Raw genomic sequence first — 18131 nt, 5'->3', positions numbered from 1 at the left:
CGTGGCTCTATGCAATTGAGAAATAGTTTCACTATTAAAGTACTATTTTACTCAATTCATGCTTTAGCTTGATGCAATTCAACAACCATTTCGCTAAGCTTGATGCAATTTCAAAGCTGTTTTGTTAAGAGTTTCCTATTGTAACCGATACCAGTAAGGAATCCAAAAAGATGTATTTGACATTACAAGAATTTCTTTCCCGATGTGGCGGAAATTTTCAGAATAATCTTAAAAACAGTTTAGAAATAGCAAAAACCTCCAACCAAGGTAAAATCATTCTCAATCAGCAAAACAACAGTATAAAATCAAGCGAACATTCGGTATAAACATGATTCGAGGACAGTTACGGTAAAAAACAAATTCCTGTTATGATACGCGTGTCATTTGTGATTATGGTGTGGTGTAAGAGGAGTAATAAATGAGTAATTCTGTAGATTTTGGCGGTAGACCATTTCATTTTATTGGTATTGGCGGTATAGGTATGTCTGCTCTAGCATACGTTCTCGCAAAGCGTCAATTACCAGTATCAGGTTCCGATCTTCGTCCTAATCATATTACGCGCAAGTTGGAATCTATCGGAGCTTATATTTTTGGAAGACAAGACGCAAGTAATCTTGAATTCTTTCGTCCTCAGGTATCGCCTAACGGAGTATTATTAAATCCACAAGAACCATTATCTAATGCTACCAAGTCCGCACTGCCCCAAGTTATTTGTTCAACAGCAATTAATACAAACAATTTGGAATACAAAGCAGCACTAGAATTAGGTTGTCCAATTTTACATCGTTCAGATGTACTAGCTGCTTTGATTACCGATTACTATAGTATTGCGGTAGCAGGAACCCACGGTAAAACTACAACTAGTAGTATGATTGGCTTCATGCTATTAGAAGCTGGTTTAGACCCAACAATTATTGTAGGTGGTGAAGTAAACGCTTGGGAAGGTAATGCTCGACTAGGGCAAAGCCGATATTTAGTAGCTGAGGCAGATGAATCAGATGGCTCTTTGGTAAAACATGCCCCTGAGATTGGCATTATTACTAATATTGAGCTAGATCATCCCGACCACTACGACACATTAGAAGAAGTAGTTGATACCTTTCAAAAATTCGCTGCTGGTTGTAAAACCTTAATATGTAGTATTGATTGTGCAACGGTACGCGAACGCCTCAAACCGACAATCAGTTACAGTTTGCACTCAGATACCGAAGCTGATTACACTGTCACCAATATTGACTATCGCTCGGATGGGACTACAGCTCTTGTTTGGGAGAAAGGCAAAGCTTTAGGAGTTTTAAAATTGCGACTGCTTAGTCGGCATAACCTCAGTAACGCCTTAGCAGCAGTAGCTGTTGGTCGCGCTCTGGGCCTAGAATTTGGAGAAATCGCCAAGGGCATTGCTACTTTTGAAGGGGCAAGACGACGATTTGAGTTCCGAGGCGAAGTTAATGGTATTACTTTTATCGATGACTATGCTCACCATCCCAGCGAAATTCGCGCTACTCTAGCTGCTGCACGCCTCCAAGCCAGACCAGGGCAAAGAGTGGTTGCCATCTTTCAACCCCATCGTTATAGCCGCACACTGACCTTTTTAGAAGAATTTGCCCAGTCCTTTGCCCACGCTGATTTAGTTGTGCTGAGCGATATATACAGTGCTGGTGAAGCAAATTTAGGACAAATTAGTGGTGAACAATTGGCAGTAGAAATTGCCAAACAGCACCCGCAAGTGGTTTATCAGCCCAGTTTACCTTTAATGTCCGAGTTCTTGCTACAAACGCTGCGCCCTGGAGATTTAGCGCTATTTCTGGGTGCTGGAAATCTCAATCAAGTAATTCCGGAAATAATTACAACACTTTGTGAGCCTGCTAAAGCCACATCTTAATTGAGGGTACTGAAGAGGTTTATTTCCTTGGCAAGGTAGCCGTCAGTAAAGATTTTATCGATTCGCACTATTGCTGTATTTCCTACAGCAGATAAATGTAAAAATTTCACAAATTGACGTAAGATGAAAATCTCCCAGGCAGCCGGAAACGTCTGCACAGTTTCGACTACACAAAAGCAGAAAAAAGATAATTCAGGCGAAAGTAAGATAATTTACTTACAAGGTACTGATTGTGTGATTAAGTCTCAAGCTTCTTTATCCGCATTTACTTCATATAGAGTTGGGGGAGCAGCTGAATGGTACGCTGCTCCTCGCAATTTAGAAGCCTTACAAGCAAGTTTAGAGTATGCAAAAGAACATGATTTAGCAGTAACAACACTGGGAGCAGGTTCTAACCTATTGGTTAGCGATCGCGGTTTACCAGGCTTAGTCATTTCTACTCGTCATCTTCGCCATAGCAACTTTGACCCCCAGACAGGCCAATTAACTGTCGCTGCGGGAGAATCAATTCCTAGCCTAGCATGGGAAGCAGCCCAACTAGGATGGCAGGGATTAGAGTGGGCTGTGGGTATCCCTGGAACAGTTGGGGGTGCAGTCGTGATGAATGCAGGGGCACACAATAGCTGTATCGCAGATATGTTAGTTAGCGCCCAGGTACTTTTACCCAACGGTACCCTAGAAAGTCTCACCCCCGCCCAGATCGGTTATAGCTACCGCACTTCATCACTGCAAGGCAGCGATCGCATTGTTACCCAGGCTACTTTCCAACTCCAACCAGGTGCCGATCCCGCAAAAGTTTTAGCAATTACCAAGGAACACAAACAGCATAGGTTAACTACTCAACCCTACAATTTTCCCAGTTGTGGCAGTGTTTTCCGCAATCCCACACCTTATGCTGCTGGGTGGTTAATTGAGCAAACAGGTCTGAAAGGCTACCAAATTGGTGGGGCCCAAGTGGCATTACTTCATGCTAATTTTATTGTCAACCGTGGTGGAGCAAAAGCCAGCGATATCTTCTGCCTAATCAATCATATCCAGCAACAAGTACAAGAACATTGGTCGATTTTATTAGAACCAGAAGTCAAAATGATCGGGGAATTTCAAGCAGTATGTTGAGGGACTAGGGAATGAGGAATAATTTCCCTCATGCTCCACCATAAACCCATACACAGGATTAATTATTGGTAACAAAACAGGCAAATCGCCTACCGCATCTATAATTGAATTTGACTTGTTAATCAACGCACACGCGGACAATTATTATGACCGGAAAAGGACAAGGATTTGGTTTTGGCTTGGGTAAGATGAAAGAACTAGCCGAAGCTTTCAAAAAAGCTCAGCAAGTTCAAGAAGGCGCAAAGCGACTCCAAGAAGAACTGGAGCAAATGGAAATTCAAGGAGAAGCTGGTGGTGGTCTAGTCAAGGTAATTGTCAGTGGCAACCAAGAACCGAAGCGAGTAGAAATTGCTCCAGATGCTTTAGCACAAGGAGCAGAACTACTTGCCGATCTTGTGACAGTCGCCATGAAAGATGCCTACAATAAGTCCACAGCAACAATGCGCGAACGCATGGAAGATTTGACTAGTGGGCTGGAACTACCTGGATTTTAGTCAATAGTCAATAGTCAATAGTCAAAAACCATGAGACTATGGACTGTGGACTATTGACTTTTGACAGATACTAAGCAAAATATTTATGCGTTACAAGCTGCTGTTTGTCTGCCTGGGTAATATTTGCCGTTCACCATCGGCAGAAAATATTATGACTTATTTAATCGAGCAGGCTAACTTAAGCGAACATATCCTTTGTGACTCTGCTGGTACATCTAGCTATCACATTGGTAGTTCACCTGATCGACGCATGAGTGCAGCAGCTGCTACGAAGTTGGGAATTAAATTACGTGGTCATGCTCGCCAGTTTCAAAAGTCTGATTTTCAGGACTTTGATATGATTTTGGCAATGGATCGAGAAAATTATGAAGATATTCTGACTCTTGATCCAACAGGGCAATATCATGACAAAGTATACTTAATGTGTGAATTTTGCTCTCGGCAGACCCTCAAGGAAGTTCCAGACCCTTACTATGGTGGGGTAGAAGGTTTTAATCAAGTGGTTGATTTGCTGGTTGATGCTTGTGAGGGACTGCTTAAATGCATTATTAGCCAGCAACCAAGAGTTTGAAGTAGAAAGTTATTTATGAGTTATAAGTTATCTCTTCTTGCTCTTTACTCATAACTTTTCACTTTTATTCCACTAAACCATGCTTTATTGCAAAACGCACCAGTTCTGCTCGGTTACTTGTTTCGGTCTTCCTTAATAAACTACTAACGTACTTTTCCACTGTTCTCGGACTTAGATGGAGTTGTTGACCCATTTCGGCATTAGATAGACCGTGAGTCAAAAGTTCTAAGACTTCCTGTTCTCTGGAAGTCAAAGATGATATCAATTGGGACTTATGAGTATGAGTAAACACAGAGTGATGGGCATCTATCGCTTTTATTGGGGTAGTATTGCCCAAGTTTTCTTTATGGGAAAAGCGGTATTCAGATTGAATGATTTGTGATCGCTCTAAAAGATTGCGGATCGCTGCTGCTAATTCTTCTAATTCAAAAGGCTTAGGCAAATATAAATCGCACCCTGACTGGTAGCCCAGAATTCTTTCCTGGGTCTTGGTGCGTGCTGTTAATAAAATTACAGGTAATAGACGGAAAGCTGGTTGTTGACGCACCTGACGCACCAGTTCGTAGCCATTCATTCGTGGCATCACAATATCCGTGACGATTAAATCAGGATGACACTCATCTACCATCGCCAAAGCCTCTTGACCGTCATTAGCTGTGATTACCGAGTAGCCAGACAGTTCAAGATAATCGCTAATAGACAGACGAGTGCCCAAATCGTCATCCACTACAAGGATCGTCAAGGGCATGGACAATACATCCCTAGCATTTTTTTACTCAGAATTTTGCTTTTACAAGCTTCATTAGTGAACACAGGCAAGAAATAGTATTCTTATGTTTCATACTATGACAGGATCACCAACTCATGACTGTCTGTAGGTTTCTTTATAAAGAAAATCTTAAATCCTGAGGAAGGGTTTACGAAGTTCATCTGACCTTCAGACTCTAGCTCTGGGCGGGTATAGAGAGTTTTATAATTCTTAATAATTTAACCATAATACTGATCTATTCTTCACTCTAATGTAAATTAAGATTTAAGTGATAAATTATTTTCCAGTGGCAAAATTTTCTGGAAAACTTTTAATTAAGAACTTAGAAAAGCTAGATTAATAGGGGAACAGTGATATCTAGTTAAGCATTTATAGTGGTTTAATATGCCTCTATAAATTTCACAAGATAGTCTCAACGATTTTTTAAGCAAAATTTAAAGCACGCAAAATTCTCAATGAGCGACAAGAGCGAAAGTTATAAAGTTATTAGTGACAACCGTCAAGCCCGTTATTTGTATGAAATTCTGGAAACCTATGAAGCAGGAATTCAGTTGACGGGAACCGAAGTCAAGTCAATTCGTGCAGGTAAAGTCAATCTCCAAGATGGTTATGCTTTAATTCGTGATGGTGAAGCATGGCTAATCAATGTGCATATCTCCCCTTACAATGCTAGTGGGCAATATTTTAACCATGAACCGCGCCGCACGCGTAAGCTATTGCTGCATCGTCAGGAACTCCGTAAGCTAATTGGCAAGGTAGAACAGCAGGGCTTGACGTTAGTACCTTTAAAGATGTACCTCAAACGCGGTTGGGTGAAAGTTAGCATAGCTCTTGGCAAGGGGAAAAAGCTTCATGATAAACGAGAAGACTTAAAACGTCGCCAAGATCAACGCGATATTCAACGGGCAATGAAAAATTATTAAGCGCTTGTTAAACCTAACTACCACATCAGAGTGAGAAACTGATTGAAGTAGAAAACGTGTTGTATATCTTCGGCGTGAGTTTAAACAATGCTTAGTTTATAGCCACAGATTGATTTAGATCCTTTAGAGGATCGATAAAGTGGTGAGTAACTTCAGAAGGCACAAGGAACTTTTACTATGACACGTAACATTACCAAAGCATTGAGTGCTGGGTTTCTCACGTTGAGCATGGCAACTTTGCCACTCACTCTACCCGCAAAAGCCCAAGTTACTGAACCTGGGGTTGACACTGCTCCAAGGACGACGGTTTACGAACGTAATGATTTTGATTGGGGTTGGTTAGGCTTAATTGGTTTATTTGGTCTAGCTGGTTTAGCAGGTAAAAAGCGTCATGATGAACCAACTCGTTATCGCGATCCTAGTGCCCCTGGAGCCACTACCTACAGGGACTAGCCTCTCAAAATTTTCAATTAATTTATGATTCACGAACTGGTAGTCGTCAGTTATTGTTAAAAAAACTGACGACTTAACTATTTTAATTTACTATAGGTTCTAGTTTTGTGAGTTGATTTCTGGAGATTGGTTTTGGTTTAAAGGCATCCAGTAGCTAGCAATCAAGGCAACCATAAGCCACCAAAGGGTATTAACTTCAGGACGAAACCAGATAGTATCTACTGTGCCGTGAGCCAGCATACCTAGTAAAGTTGCAACCGCCCCAATTAGCCAGAATCCTTCTACATTTCTGGATTCTCGTAATCTTCGTACTTGCATAAAGGCTGTATTAATAGTCACACATATTAGCCAAAGGAAACAAGCTAAGCCAATAAAACCAGTTTCTACAGCTACCTCTAGCAAAATCGAATAGGCACTCAAAGCACTATAACGAGGACGTTGGTAAAGGGGATAAATTTTGTTAAAAGCATTGTGACCAGGGCCGATACCAATAATGGGGCGATCGCGGATCATCTCGAAGACGGCATCCCAAACATTCCGGCGAAAATTATTACTGCTATCTTGGCGATCTGCAAAAATGCTGAAAACTCGGATGCGTACAGGGTCTACAAATATCACTGCTAGCACCAATACCGCAATTAAACCTCCTAAAATAATTGGTAGCGACCAAGTGCGCCAAAAAGGAGGCATTTGTACACTCCACCAATAAACTAGCAATGCCATCACACTTAAAATGGCTACTAATAGACCAATCCAGCCGCCACGACTAAAAGTCAAAATCAAGCAGGCTACATTGACCGTTAGCATGATCAATGCCAAAGCTTTCTTGATCCAACCTTGCCATGCAAAAATTGCGACTAAGCTTAAAACTACGGCTGGTATCAAATATCCAGCTAATAAGTTGGGATTGCCTAAATAACTGTAAACCCTTGTTGTTTTAGATAGAGGAGATTCTGGATCTACCCAAGTCGCGAGTGCTGTAGCTCCGAAAAACCATTGCCGCAACCCATAGATGCTAACAATTAGCGATACATGTAGATAGAGAGTGATAATCCAAGATCGGAGGCGGGGCAACCTTAGTACCCTAGCACTGAGGGCAAATAGTAACAAATAAAGTGTCAATGTTGCCAAATCATTAAACGCCGCTTTTTTCACTGGTGATAATGCTGTAGATACTACAGCAATACCCCAGTAGAGTAACACCAGTAGGTGAATTGGGGTAACTAAAGAATTATTTGCTGGTCTTGATTCATCAGATAATGTCAATAGTAGCCAAAATCCCACACAAGCCACCAGTAACACCCCTACTAAGGAACTAGATACAAAAGGGGCAAGAGCATATACCAGACTAAGTAAAGCAGTGGCTATCGCATCTCCCCACTGTATTAAAATGCTGCTTTGCCGCCAAGAGTGTAACAGCCCGACGGAAAAACGATGTAAGTAGCTGGTAGCAAGATATTCTTTGAGAGGTAAATAAGATAAAGTAAATCGTTGCCAGACTAAATTCATAAAATACGCTTTGATCAACTAGCACGTCCGCGCAGAACTTGGACTTAATCATAATGCGGGTGATTATAAAAAAGTAATAACGCAGATTGCAAATTGTAATTTGTATTTGTGCTATTGTTAATCACTACCAGCAGTTAGCTATAATTTCAAGGGTTTCCAGTCAATTTTAATTTTTAAGCAGCTATTTAATAAACAAAAGTACTGAAGGGCAGTAAATTGCTGTTAAATATTGCTTTCTGATGAGGAAGTGGATAACTGTAATGGCAAACTAAGTACATAGCGATGTCCCGATTCTGGCGAATTTTGAATAGAAATTTGTCCGCCATGTAATTCTGCCAACTGACAGCTAAGCAATAGTCCCAAGCTTTCGCGTGATAAACTACCATGCTGCTTAGCTAAATCTGTGCTAGTACTCATACTAAATCCATCCGAGTCTGAAGTACCAAACTTTTGCGACTTCTCTATGGCTACTGGCCAGCTAACTGGTTCCTCCTGATTTTCTGCATGAGTGTTGTAGTTTGCTGCTTCACCTGTAAGCTCTAGCAGAGATAAAGGACTCAGATGAAAATAAGGGTCAACTTCAGTGATGCCATCTCCTAGCCAGGGATGTGAAACCCAAACAGTAATATTGAGTGTATTTTCCTTATAAGAAACATGAATGCGGACAATACTGCCTGTGGCAGAAAGTTGAATCACGCTAAAAACCAGATGATACAGCATTTGCCGTACCTTATCTTTATCTAAGGGCCAGATGCGGCTACGTCCTGGTTCTATAGACAGACGAATGTCTTGCTCGCGGCGACTAGCTGCTTCTTCTAAGGTATTGATAGCTTGTTGACATAGCATTTCAATATCTATAGGAGTTAAATTCACCACAGTTGCATGTTCATCTGTTGCTCCAAGTTCAGTAATTTCGTTTACCAAAGAAAGCAGATACCGACCGCTGTGTTGGATGATATCTAGATATTCTCTCTGCTTGTTGGTCAGAGGCCCATAAATTTCACGTCCTAGAACACCAGCCATGCCTAGTACTGACGTTAAAGGTGTACGTAATTCCTGAGTAAGTTGCCCTAAAAGTTCCAGTTTCAATTGCTTAGGAGAAACAGATTTCTTTTCTAAAGTAGGTGGGGTAACTCTAATGTCATTGATATTACCATCATTGAATGACAAGATAGGAGTATTATTGACAGTGGTTGTTTCTAGTTTGTCTTGCAACAGCCGGTTGCGCTCAAACTCACTCATACTCCAACGAGCTATGATTTGTAGAAACTCAATGTCTCGCGTTGTAAAATCCCGCGGTACCAAATCCATCACTGCCAATGCACCTAAGCAATATCCTGAAGCATCAATTAGTGGCGCTCCTAAGTAAGCGCGGATGCCATAGTCCTGTACCAACTTGCTAGCGGCAAGTATTGGATCTGTGAGTTCTTGGGTGTCATTAATTACAACTACTTGTAAAGTTTCTACTACCTGGGTACAGAATGATTCCCTACGCAATAATTGACGATTTTGGGCTAGATGATTCATTAACCCTAATCTAGATAAGCCTACCGCTGACTTAAACCAGTGACGCTCTTGATCTACAAATCCCAAAATGGAAATTGGTGCTTCCAAAAAATGGGCAGCAGTTTGAGTAGCTTCTTCAAAGACGGGTATTGTTTCTGGTTGCCGTAAACCCAATTCTGACAATACTTTGAGGCGTTGCTGTTCTCTTGTTTCCTGGGAAGCCCAACCATCTTTTAGGGAAAATAATTTGTTTTCAGGCTCTACCATTGCCACCGCTACCTTGATAATTGCTCGATGTTGTAATTGATATAACCGCTGTTTCCGGGTTATGGTTTTCTATTTTTAAGCATTCCCCAATTTGGCTATCGATAAACAAATTTGGAGCAAAAATTTTGCACTCCTTCTGTAAAGAGGGGGTGCAATCATCTACTAGTTGCAATTCACTGATGCTAATTGTGCTATCTAAGGCTTATACCATCAGTATTCTTTCAAATTTTAATACTAAGCAGTGTTAGTTTTAGATTCGACAAGGGTAATATAACGCTAAGGATAAAAAATAAAAATTATGTCATTCTCATGGCATGTTCAAACCAGAAGCTTTTTGCCTAAGTCCTTGAGTTTTATTTACCCAGAATTACTGCACATCCGAAAAATATTGTATTTAGTTTTACGTACAAAAACGGATTATTTTTCTAAAATTCTTTAGTTAGTTTAGTGATCAAATATAGAAAAGTTTTAATTCATTTTAAATCTGGAATTTACCTGTATAAATAATTTTGATTGTTTTATAATCAAATAAAATTTCAATACCAAAAAATACTGTACATTATATTTGCATAAGTTATAACAATAAAAATAATTGTATTTGTATTTATAGTTAATAACTAAAAGGATACTTAATTCACTAAAACAAGAAATATATAAAATTTTAACAACTTATGCATTTAAATATTTTTGGTTGTTTTTTAAATAAAAATAATTCCTAAAATCCAAAAAAATATTAATTCTCCGTAATTATAGTTTGTCTAAAAATCCTAATTAAGCCATAAATAGATTAGTGATATGGTAAATCAAGCTTTGATATTTAATTTTTGAGGCTAGCTGGTAATGAATAAAATGACTATAAGAATTCCCTTTGTAGACCTTAACTCACAACACCAACCGATTCAAACTCAACTGCAAAAGGCAATTTACGGGGTATTGGAGCAAGGAGACTTTATTTTAGGGCAAGCACTTGCAGATTTTGAAGTTGCATTTGCTACTGCATCCGGTGCAGCTTATGGAGTGGGCGTGGCATCAGGAACAGATGCGATCGCCCTCGGTTTGCAAGCGTGTAATATTGGTGCAAATGATGAGGTAATTTTACCAGCTAATACCTTTATCGCAACATTAATTGGCGTATTGCGTGCTGGAGCAAAACCAGTTTTAGTAGATTGCGACCCCCAAACAGCTTTAATTGATCTAGAAGCAGCCACAAAGGCAATTACACCCCAAACTAAAGCAATTATTCCTGTACATCTCTATGGTCAGATGGTATCGCCTCAAAAGCTATTAGACTTTGCTAATACCTATCAATTATTAATTTTTGAAGATGCAGCACAAGCCCATTTAGCCGAAAGAGATGGATATCGGGCTGGTTCTGTGGGAATAGCGGCAGCTTTTAGCTTTTATCCCAGTAAAAATTTAGGTGCATTTGGCGACGGTGGTATGTTACTGACACGAGATCCAGATGTAGCACAGAAGATGGCGCGTTTACGGAATTATGGTGCATCCCAAAAGTATTTTCATACCGAATCGGGTACAAATAGTCGCTTGGATACATTGCAAGCGGCAGTATTGCTGGAAAAATTACCATATTTGCCCCAGTGGAATTGCGATCGCCTGACTATTGCCCAGCAGTACGATAGTGAATTAGCACCCTTATCATCTGCGGGTATTATTTCGATGCAAAACCAAAGTAGTACAGGACATGTTTATCACCTTTACGTGATCAGAGTTGATGATTCTTGTCCCTTAGAACGTCAGCAAATCCAGGACAAACTCACAGCAGATGGCATTCAAACTGGTATTCACTACCCCATTCCCTGTCATCTCCAGCCAGCATTCACTTACTTAGGCTATCAACAGGGAGACTTTCCCCAAGCAGAAAAACTCGCAAAGCAAATATTATCGTTACCGATGTATCCTGGTTTAAGTAATAGTCAAATTAAAGAAGTTGTAGCGGCGATCGCAGGTGCAACTTCGACGAATTTAAATGCAGAAAATTCATCTTCCGTCCCTATTGGCAGCACAGTAGCATAACTTTTATTTATACTTGAGGCTAGCGATCGCTTCACGCTAAACAACAGTCATTGTGCAATTTGCTTTATAGTCTTTAATTAGTGGTCAGTTTTTGCTACTGACCACTAATGACTGAAATATGACAATTTTTAAATTGTTAATTTTGAATTGCTTAAAATTATGGCACTTCAGCAACAGATTAAAAACAGAACCACGCCACAATTGTTCAACATAGCAATCTTAGGCGTTCTGGTGCTGCTCTACGCTCCCATATTGCTACATTGGTTGAATGGGTGGTTGTATAAAAGTATCAGTATAGAACACGAGTATTTTAGCCACGGGATTATAGGTCTACCGTTTGCTGCTTACCTCATCTGGATAAACCGTAAAAAGTGGCAACGTCTACCAGATACTACCAATCCCTTGGGCGCTGTTTTACTTTTAGTAGGGGGAGTCTTTTATCTTAGTGGTGTCACAGAGTGGGTTAATCTGTCTTTTCCTACTATCTTGGCAGCATTGTGCTTGTGGTTCAAAGGCATACGAGGCTTTCGATTACAAGGATTTCCCCTGTTGCTAATAATTTTGGCAACTCCCACAGCATTACCTTACCTGATTGCTCCCTACACCTTGCCTCTGCAAAACTTCATTGCGGGTACAGCAGGCTTTATCCTCAATCAGTTTGGGATGGAAGTTACTGTCGATGAGATGAATATATATGTAGGTGGAAGGATTGTAGAAGTTGCACCTTACTGTGCAGGGTTAAAAATGTTGTTTACTACTCTCTACGTTAGTTTGATGCTACTTTTTTGGACTGATGCATTGTCTTCACGTCGCACCACTACTTGGTTTTTATCTGTTGCGATCATTATTAGTGTGATTGCTAATATCATTCGTAACACTTTACTTACGTTTTTTCACGGCACAGGACGAGAAGGGGCTTTTCAATGGCTCCATGACGGTTGGGGTGGCGATCTTTATTCAGCTTTGATGCTGCTGTTATTAGTGCCTCTGCTTAATCGGATTAATAGTTATTTTTCAGCAGTTTCAGAAACTCAAGAAGAAGGTAACAATTAAAACCCAAGCTCGAACTAGTGTGGCAACTTTGAATGAACGAGTTTAGATAAAACAAGGAAGATAAGCAATAATTTTCATAATTCTTCCCTATTAATCAACTTTGATGACCTACAACTCAGATTTAGAAACACACTTGGCAAGCGTTAATTTTACTGAACTCACAGTGTCATTTTTTCAAGTAAAATTTTGCGTAAATATTGCAATTCTTACTGATGCTTTCTTTATCTAAGTTTCTTCAGAAAAAGCAGCTGTCTCATGTGGCAGTGCTTTTATTATTGTTACTGCTGTTAGTAATAGGAGGGGTTCCTGGATATTTGACAGGAAAATGGGAATGGAAACAGCCACCGCCTGTCACTAGCCTTAAAGAATTGAAACAGATACGTAGTGCAGGGTTAACTCTTCCTGGTTGGCAAACTGTTGACCAAGCCGAACAACTAATTGGCGAACACAAATGGTCGTTACAGATTCTTAAGCAACAAGGTTCCCAAGCCCAAGCCATACTACTTTTGTTACCACAAAATGGGCCAATGGATCAACCAGAGGTGGAGTGGACTGAGATTAATAGCTGGGGAAGATCTCGCTGGGGGAAATGGGACATAGCTCAATATCGCTCCGCGGAATTTACTGTTAAACAGCCCCCAACTTCAAAATCAAAGACTGAAGTGAAAGTAGAAGCGAGATTTTTTCGCGTCTCTACAACACAAGAAACCTTCGCGGCGTTGCAATGGTATGCTCTGCCAAACGGTGGAAACCCATTACCGATACGGTGGTTCTTGTTAGACCAACTGGCACAGTGGCATAAGCGTCGCGCTCCTTGGGTAGCCGTAAATATTCTCATTCCAATGGAGCCTTTAGGACAGGTGGAAACTACTTGGCCTTTAGCCCAGTCTCTTGGTGAAACAATACAAGCTACATTAATGGCAGGGACTTTATAAAATTGTTCTTTAGCCTAGCAGTTAGCTAAAAAATGTAGTGCGAAGTTAAAAGCGGCACAACAAAACAAGACATAGAAGATACTTCCAGAGTAAAATAACCACTCGGCGGTACCCATACTGAATTCAGCTTTATTGCACCAATGTTTATAGTTTCCAGTTATCAGATGCGTGCATTCAGCGCCCTGTGTTTTGTCAGTTTTCAGGCAAGTGTGTTTTTAACAACTACTGCCAGACCTGTTGATGCTCAAAGTTCACCATCTCCAGGAACACAGCCAGGGCAGCCTCTCTTATTCCCGCCTGGTGCTGCCCAAAGGCAATTACCCTCACCTCCACTAAGTACTGAAGTTGCACCTGTAGGTGTCAATGACGAAGCTTCTTCTCAACTTAATCGTTATCTTTTAGGGCCAGGAGATGTCATAGGTGTTGTGTTTCAGCGCCCTCCTGGGCCCTATCGCTTAGGGCCGGGAGATGCAATCAGTGTTGTGGTTCAACGCTTTCCCGATTTGAGTTTTCAAGCCCCAATCAATCCCGAAGGCAACATTATTGTGCCACTACTTGGCACAGTTTCACTACAAGGTTTAACTTTGCCAGAAGCACAAGAAAAAATTCGCTTGTTGCTCAACCGTTATGTAATTGATCCGGTAATAGTTTTATCTTTAATAGGGCAGCGTCCAGATTTGAGTTTTCAAGCCCAAATTAGTCCAGAAGGCAATATTGTTGTGCCACAGGTAGGAACCCTATCCTTACAAGGCTTGAGTTTAGAAGAAGCACAAGAAAAAATTCGCTTGAGTTTAAGTCAGGTTGTGGTCGATCCGATGTTGGTAGTGTCGCTGGTATCGCCACGACCTGTGCAAATTACCGTTACTGGGGAAGTATTTCGACCAGGAATTTATGGTGTAGCATCACCAATTCCTCGTATTACTGATGCTTTGCTTACTGCTGGCGGTTCTACAATGTCCGCAGATCTACGGCAAGTACAAGTGCGCCGAAAGTTAATGGATGGTTCTACAATTTCACAAAATATTGACTTGTATGCAACACTACAAAATGGTGGTTCACTACCGAGTTTACGTTTGCAAGATGGCGATGCCATAGTCGTACCAAAGCGTGAAGTTGGTACTGATGACAGTTACGATCGCAATTTAGTCGCCCGGTCTTCCTTGGCCGTACCCCAGATTAGAGTCCGGGTTTTAAACTACGCCGGGGGAGGACTTGTCACTCAAGCGCTGCCTAATGGTAGTACTTTTGTCGATGCTTTAGGAGGAATCAATTTAGATGCCGCCAACCTCCGAGATATTGCCTTGGTTCGCTTCGATGCGGAACGAGGCCGAGCTGTGACTCAAAAACTTGATGCTAAAAAGGCACTTTCTGGTGATGCGGCTCAAAATGTGGCGTTACAAGACAATGATGTGATTGTTGTTGGACGAAATTTAATCGCAAGAATTACTAATGTCCTTGGTACTATTACTCGACCTTTCTTTGATATCCGCAGCTTTATTCGCTTTTTTGACTTCTTGGGCGGCGGCTCAAATTAGTCGATATCTTCTAGGAGAAATTGACTAAATGATTCATAAATATTGACTATTAACTAACTTGTAGCCTGTTTCTATATGCTTCTGCTATGACCCCACCAATTGTTAAACGCTATTTTATTGCTTTTGAAAAGTACAAATGGATTGGATTAGCCAGTTTTGCTTTAGTTGTAGCAGGATCAACGGTCGTTGCCATACAGCCCCCACCACCAACTAGCTATGTAGCAGACGGCGCATTGACCTACAATCGTCCACCAGTATCATTCTCTGCTACTGGTAGTGAAATTCAGCAACAAGGTCAAGAACTGAGCCAAGAAGTTTTGCTATCAGACCAAATCATTGAATCTGTGGCGGCAAAAGTCAATGTCCAACCAAAAACGATTGGCACTAGTGTCGCTCTCAATTTGCCAGAAAAAAATAGGGCTGGAGAAGTCACATCCACAATTATTAATCTGAAATATCAAGACACTGACCCCAAGCGTGCCCAACAAGTTTTGCAAGAATTGATGCAAGCAATGGTCAGGCTGAGTGGTGAGATTAACACGAGGCGATTAACAGCAATTATTCAAAAAATCAATGAACGCGTACCACAGGCTAAGGTAGAACTGCAAGCAGCTGAGCAGAGGCTAGAACAGTACGATCGCATCCAACGACCTGCAATATTGGCAGCTGAAAATGGTACTTTATTAGCGGCAGTGACTAATAGTCAAAATCAGCAGCGGCAAATTCAATTGACTATTTCTGGGATTGATGCCCAAGTCCGCAGTTTACAAGACAAGCTAGGTTTGAATGTTGGCCAAGCTTATGTTTCTTCTGCTTTGAGCGCTGATCCAATTTTGGCTAGCTTGCGATCGCAAATCTACCAAACAGAATCGCAAATCGCCCTGCTACGTAAAGACTTGCGACCTGAACACCCAACTATGGTTCAGTTGCAGCGTCAAAAACAAGCTATTGAAGAATTACTCCAACAACGTGCTGCTGAGGTTGTAGGGGGTGGCGGTACAGCGGCTCCTTTGGCTGGTAGTGTTACAGGTATCCGCGCCCAAAGTAGTCTCGACCCAGCCAGACAGCAGCTAGCAAACCAGATGGTGGCGTTGCAAACTCAGCGAGAAACACTGCAACAACAATTAGCTGAACAAATTCGAGAAGAAGCAAAATTACGGCAGGAATATTCCCAGATACCTAATAAGCAACTAGAGCGATCACGCTTAGAACAGGAGGTGGGACTCAAAAAAGCCGTTTATGACCAAATGCAGGCGAAACTAACTGATGCTCAGACCGCAGAAGCAGAAACAGTGAGTAGTCTCAGTATTGCCAGACTCCCTGTTGTCATTGCCGATGTTAAAAAACAGAATAATCCAGTTGTCACCTTAGGCGTTGGTAGTTTTTTAGGATTGTTAGTTGGCGGTGGTGTCATATTCTTATTAGGGGCTTTAGAAAATACCTTCAAAACTCACGAAGATATCCGCGACAGTTTCAAGCAACGGGAAGTTGCTTTACTGGGGGAATTACCTTTGATGCCAGTTGATGATTTAGATCCAGCAGTGATGCCAATATTGCTTTCTCACGATTCTCCTTATTTAGAGTTTTACGAGAAGTTCCGCAGCAATTTGCGCCGAATTGGTGGAAAAAATTTGAAAGTACTGCTGATTACTAGCACCATTAACCAAGAAGGTAAGACGGTGAGTGCCTATAATTTAGGTATAGCTTCCGCCCGCGCTGGTAAAAGAACCTTAATTATTGAAACAGATTTGCGATCGCCCTCTTGCGCTGCATCGTTGAAAGTAACTCCTGACCCTGATGCTAGTGTTGAACCCCTGCGCTACTATGCAAGGTTAAGTGAGTGTATACGCTTAGTTCCTGATGTAGAAAATTTATACATAATTCCCAGCCCTGGCCCTGTACGTCAATCTGCTGCCATCCTTGAATCAAGCGAAATGCGGCGGCTCATAGAAGATGCCCGTGAGCGTTATGATTTAGTAATTTTAGATACTAACCCTCTAAGCTTATCTAACGACCCTTTATTAATGCAACCCTATAGCGATGGCATAGTTCTTGTAGCACGACCAAACTACACACAAGAAAATATGCTAGGTGAAGCTATTGATCAATTAGTTGAAGCTGAATTAGGGTTATTGGGTGCCATTACTAATGGTGCAGATATTGCGGTTTTTGTACCTCAATCAGACGAAACCTCATCAGTTTCTTCATCTCATTTAGAAGAATCAGAAGAAGTTTCGGCGAGTGTTGGCAAAAACTAACGGTGATCAAAATGGGAAACAATAATCACTCCCATCTGCTATCACTTGTACTCACTTTTAAATAACCCAAACAAGGGGCCAAGAATCATTCCAAAAATAAAGCCGCCGATGTGCGCCCAGTAGGCTACTCCACCTGTTTCCATACTCATATTAGCTGCGGCTTGTAGGCTAGCAACACCAGAGATCAAATTCTGGATAAAGAAAATTCCGATTAGTACCAGTGCAGGAACACTAATTGTAGTTACAAAAAAGCCTAAGAAAATCAAGGTTGTGATTCGAGCATGAGGGAAGCGGATAATATACGCACCCAAAACCCCAGCAATTGCCCCACTTGCTCCTAAAGAAGGAATAGCAGAATTCATTGCAATAAACCACTGGCACAGGGCGGCTAAAGCACCACATGACAAATAAAAGATGAGATATTTAAGATGACCCAAACGCTCTTCAATATTATTGCCAAAGACCCAGAGAAATACCATATTCGATATCAAGTGCCACCAATTGGCATGTAAAAATTGCGACGTGAATAAAGTCGTCCATTCATCAGCCCAATTAGTGGTTAATTGTTGTGGTATGACTGCATAAAGCTGGGAAAACTGCTCTGACTGTTGATTTGACAGACTAACTTCATGAAGAAAAACAAAAATATTTATTCCAATCAACCCGTAAGTGAAATACGGGGTGATTCGCGTCGGATTTTGGTCGTAAAGGGGAAACACAAGTGTTTTTCCTAATGATTCACTAATTGCAATATAGCCTGTCTGGCTGGCAGTAATCAGTTTGGGTAATTACACTCATACAATCACCTATTAGGCTTTTTGGTTGT

At 41.1% G+C, this 18131-nt stretch carries 15 protein-coding genes; 11 read left to right on the top strand and 4 right to left on the bottom strand.

The annotated features are described in order from the left end of the window. Nucleotides 1-418: 418 nt before the first annotated feature. The 4 genes from murC (at nucleotide 419) to I8751_RS00340 (ending at nucleotide 4063) form a co-directional block, all read left to right on the top strand. On the top strand, nucleotides 419-1882 hold the full coding sequence (gene murC, locus I8751_RS00355; RefSeq protein WP_214437188.1) for a UDP-N-acetylmuramate--L-alanine ligase: 1464 nt from the start codon (nucleotides 419-421) through the stop codon (nucleotides 1880-1882). A 123-nt stretch (nucleotides 1883-2005) separates the two neighbouring features. Next, complete coding sequence (gene murB / locus I8751_RS00350; RefSeq protein WP_214437187.1) at nucleotides 2006-2998, top strand: UDP-N-acetylmuramate dehydrogenase; 993 nt, start codon at nucleotides 2006-2008, stop codon at nucleotides 2996-2998. Between the two features lie 146 nt (nucleotides 2999-3144). Beyond that, nucleotides 3145-3492: a YbaB/EbfC family nucleoid-associated protein gene (locus I8751_RS00345; RefSeq protein WP_214437186.1), complete on the top strand. Its 348-nt coding sequence runs from the start codon at nucleotides 3145-3147 to the stop codon at nucleotides 3490-3492. 85 nt (nucleotides 3493-3577) lie between these two features. Then, nucleotides 3578-4063, top strand: a complete 486-nt coding sequence (locus I8751_RS00340; protein WP_214437185.1) for a low molecular weight protein-tyrosine-phosphatase — start codon at nucleotides 3578-3580, stop codon at nucleotides 4061-4063. A 64-nt stretch (nucleotides 4064-4127) separates the two neighbouring features. Here the strand turns inward: I8751_RS00340 and I8751_RS00335 are convergent, their stop codons facing one another. Then, nucleotides 4128-4811 (bottom strand): response regulator transcription factor, encoded by a 684-nt coding sequence (locus I8751_RS00335; RefSeq protein ID WP_214437184.1) that lies wholly within the window; start codon nucleotides 4809-4811, stop codon nucleotides 4128-4130. Nucleotides 4812-5287: 476 nt separating this feature from the next. Between I8751_RS00335 and smpB the strand changes: the two genes are divergently transcribed. Then, nucleotides 5288-5755, top strand: coding sequence for an SsrA-binding protein SmpB (gene smpB, locus I8751_RS00330; RefSeq protein ID WP_214437183.1), 468 nt, complete (start codon nucleotides 5288-5290; stop codon nucleotides 5753-5755). A gap of 177 nt (nucleotides 5756-5932) precedes the next feature. Further along, complete coding sequence (locus I8751_RS00325) at nucleotides 5933-6208, top strand: WGxxGxxG family protein (RefSeq protein WP_214437182.1); 276 nt, start codon at nucleotides 5933-5935, stop codon at nucleotides 6206-6208. A 99-nt stretch (nucleotides 6209-6307) separates the two neighbouring features. On the opposite strand, the gene I8751_RS00320 is transcribed toward I8751_RS00325, so the two are convergent. Both I8751_RS00320 and I8751_RS00315 read right to left on the bottom strand, forming a co-directional pair. After that, complete coding sequence (locus I8751_RS00320; RefSeq protein ID WP_214437181.1) at nucleotides 6308-7717, bottom strand: IctB family putative bicarbonate transporter; 1410 nt, start codon at nucleotides 7715-7717, stop codon at nucleotides 6308-6310. A gap of 222 nt (nucleotides 7718-7939) precedes the next feature. Further along, nucleotides 7940-9490: a GAF domain-containing sensor histidine kinase gene (locus I8751_RS00315; protein WP_214437180.1), complete on the bottom strand. Its 1551-nt coding sequence runs from the start codon at nucleotides 9488-9490 to the stop codon at nucleotides 7940-7942. A gap of 849 nt (nucleotides 9491-10339) precedes the next feature. Here I8751_RS00315 and I8751_RS00310 point away from each other — a divergent pair. The 5 genes from I8751_RS00310 (at nucleotide 10340) to I8751_RS00290 (ending at nucleotide 17305) form a co-directional block, all read left to right on the top strand. Next, nucleotides 10340-11524 carry a DegT/DnrJ/EryC1/StrS family aminotransferase gene (locus I8751_RS00310; protein ID WP_214437179.1) on the top strand — a complete coding sequence of 395 codons (1185 nt, stop codon included), beginning with the start codon at nucleotides 10340-10342 and terminating at the stop codon, nucleotides 11522-11524. Nucleotides 11525-11683: 159 nt separating this feature from the next. Further along, on the top strand, nucleotides 11684-12577 hold the full coding sequence (gene crtB, locus I8751_RS00305; RefSeq protein WP_214437178.1) for a cyanoexosortase B: 894 nt from the start codon (nucleotides 11684-11686) through the stop codon (nucleotides 12575-12577). Nucleotides 12578-12789: 212 nt separating this feature from the next. Then, nucleotides 12790-13512, top strand: coding sequence for a cyanoexosortase B system-associated protein (locus tag I8751_RS00300; protein WP_214437177.1), 723 nt, complete (start codon nucleotides 12790-12792; stop codon nucleotides 13510-13512). A gap of 140 nt (nucleotides 13513-13652) precedes the next feature. Then, nucleotides 13653-15047 (top strand): polysaccharide biosynthesis/export family protein, encoded by a 1395-nt coding sequence (locus tag I8751_RS00295; RefSeq protein ID WP_214437176.1) that lies wholly within the window; start codon nucleotides 13653-13655, stop codon nucleotides 15045-15047. Nucleotides 15048-15133: 86 nt separating this feature from the next. Continuing rightward, nucleotides 15134-17305: a GumC family protein gene (locus I8751_RS00290; RefSeq protein ID WP_214437175.1), complete on the top strand. Its 2172-nt coding sequence runs from the start codon at nucleotides 15134-15136 to the stop codon at nucleotides 17303-17305. A 41-nt stretch (nucleotides 17306-17346) separates the two neighbouring features. On the opposite strand, the gene I8751_RS00285 is transcribed toward I8751_RS00290, so the two are convergent. Next, nucleotides 17347-18024 (bottom strand): rhomboid family intramembrane serine protease, encoded by a 678-nt coding sequence (locus tag I8751_RS00285; protein WP_214437174.1) that lies wholly within the window; start codon nucleotides 18022-18024, stop codon nucleotides 17347-17349. Nucleotides 18025-18131: the final 107 nt, after the last annotated feature.

The sequence above is a fragment of the Atlanticothrix silvestris CENA357 genome, from assembly GCF_016056295.1.
In the GTDB taxonomy this organism is placed as follows: Bacteria; Cyanobacteriota; Cyanobacteriia; order Cyanobacteriales; family Nostocaceae; genus Atlanticothrix; species Atlanticothrix silvestris.
This window is presented reverse-complemented; position numbering and strand designations above follow the sequence as displayed.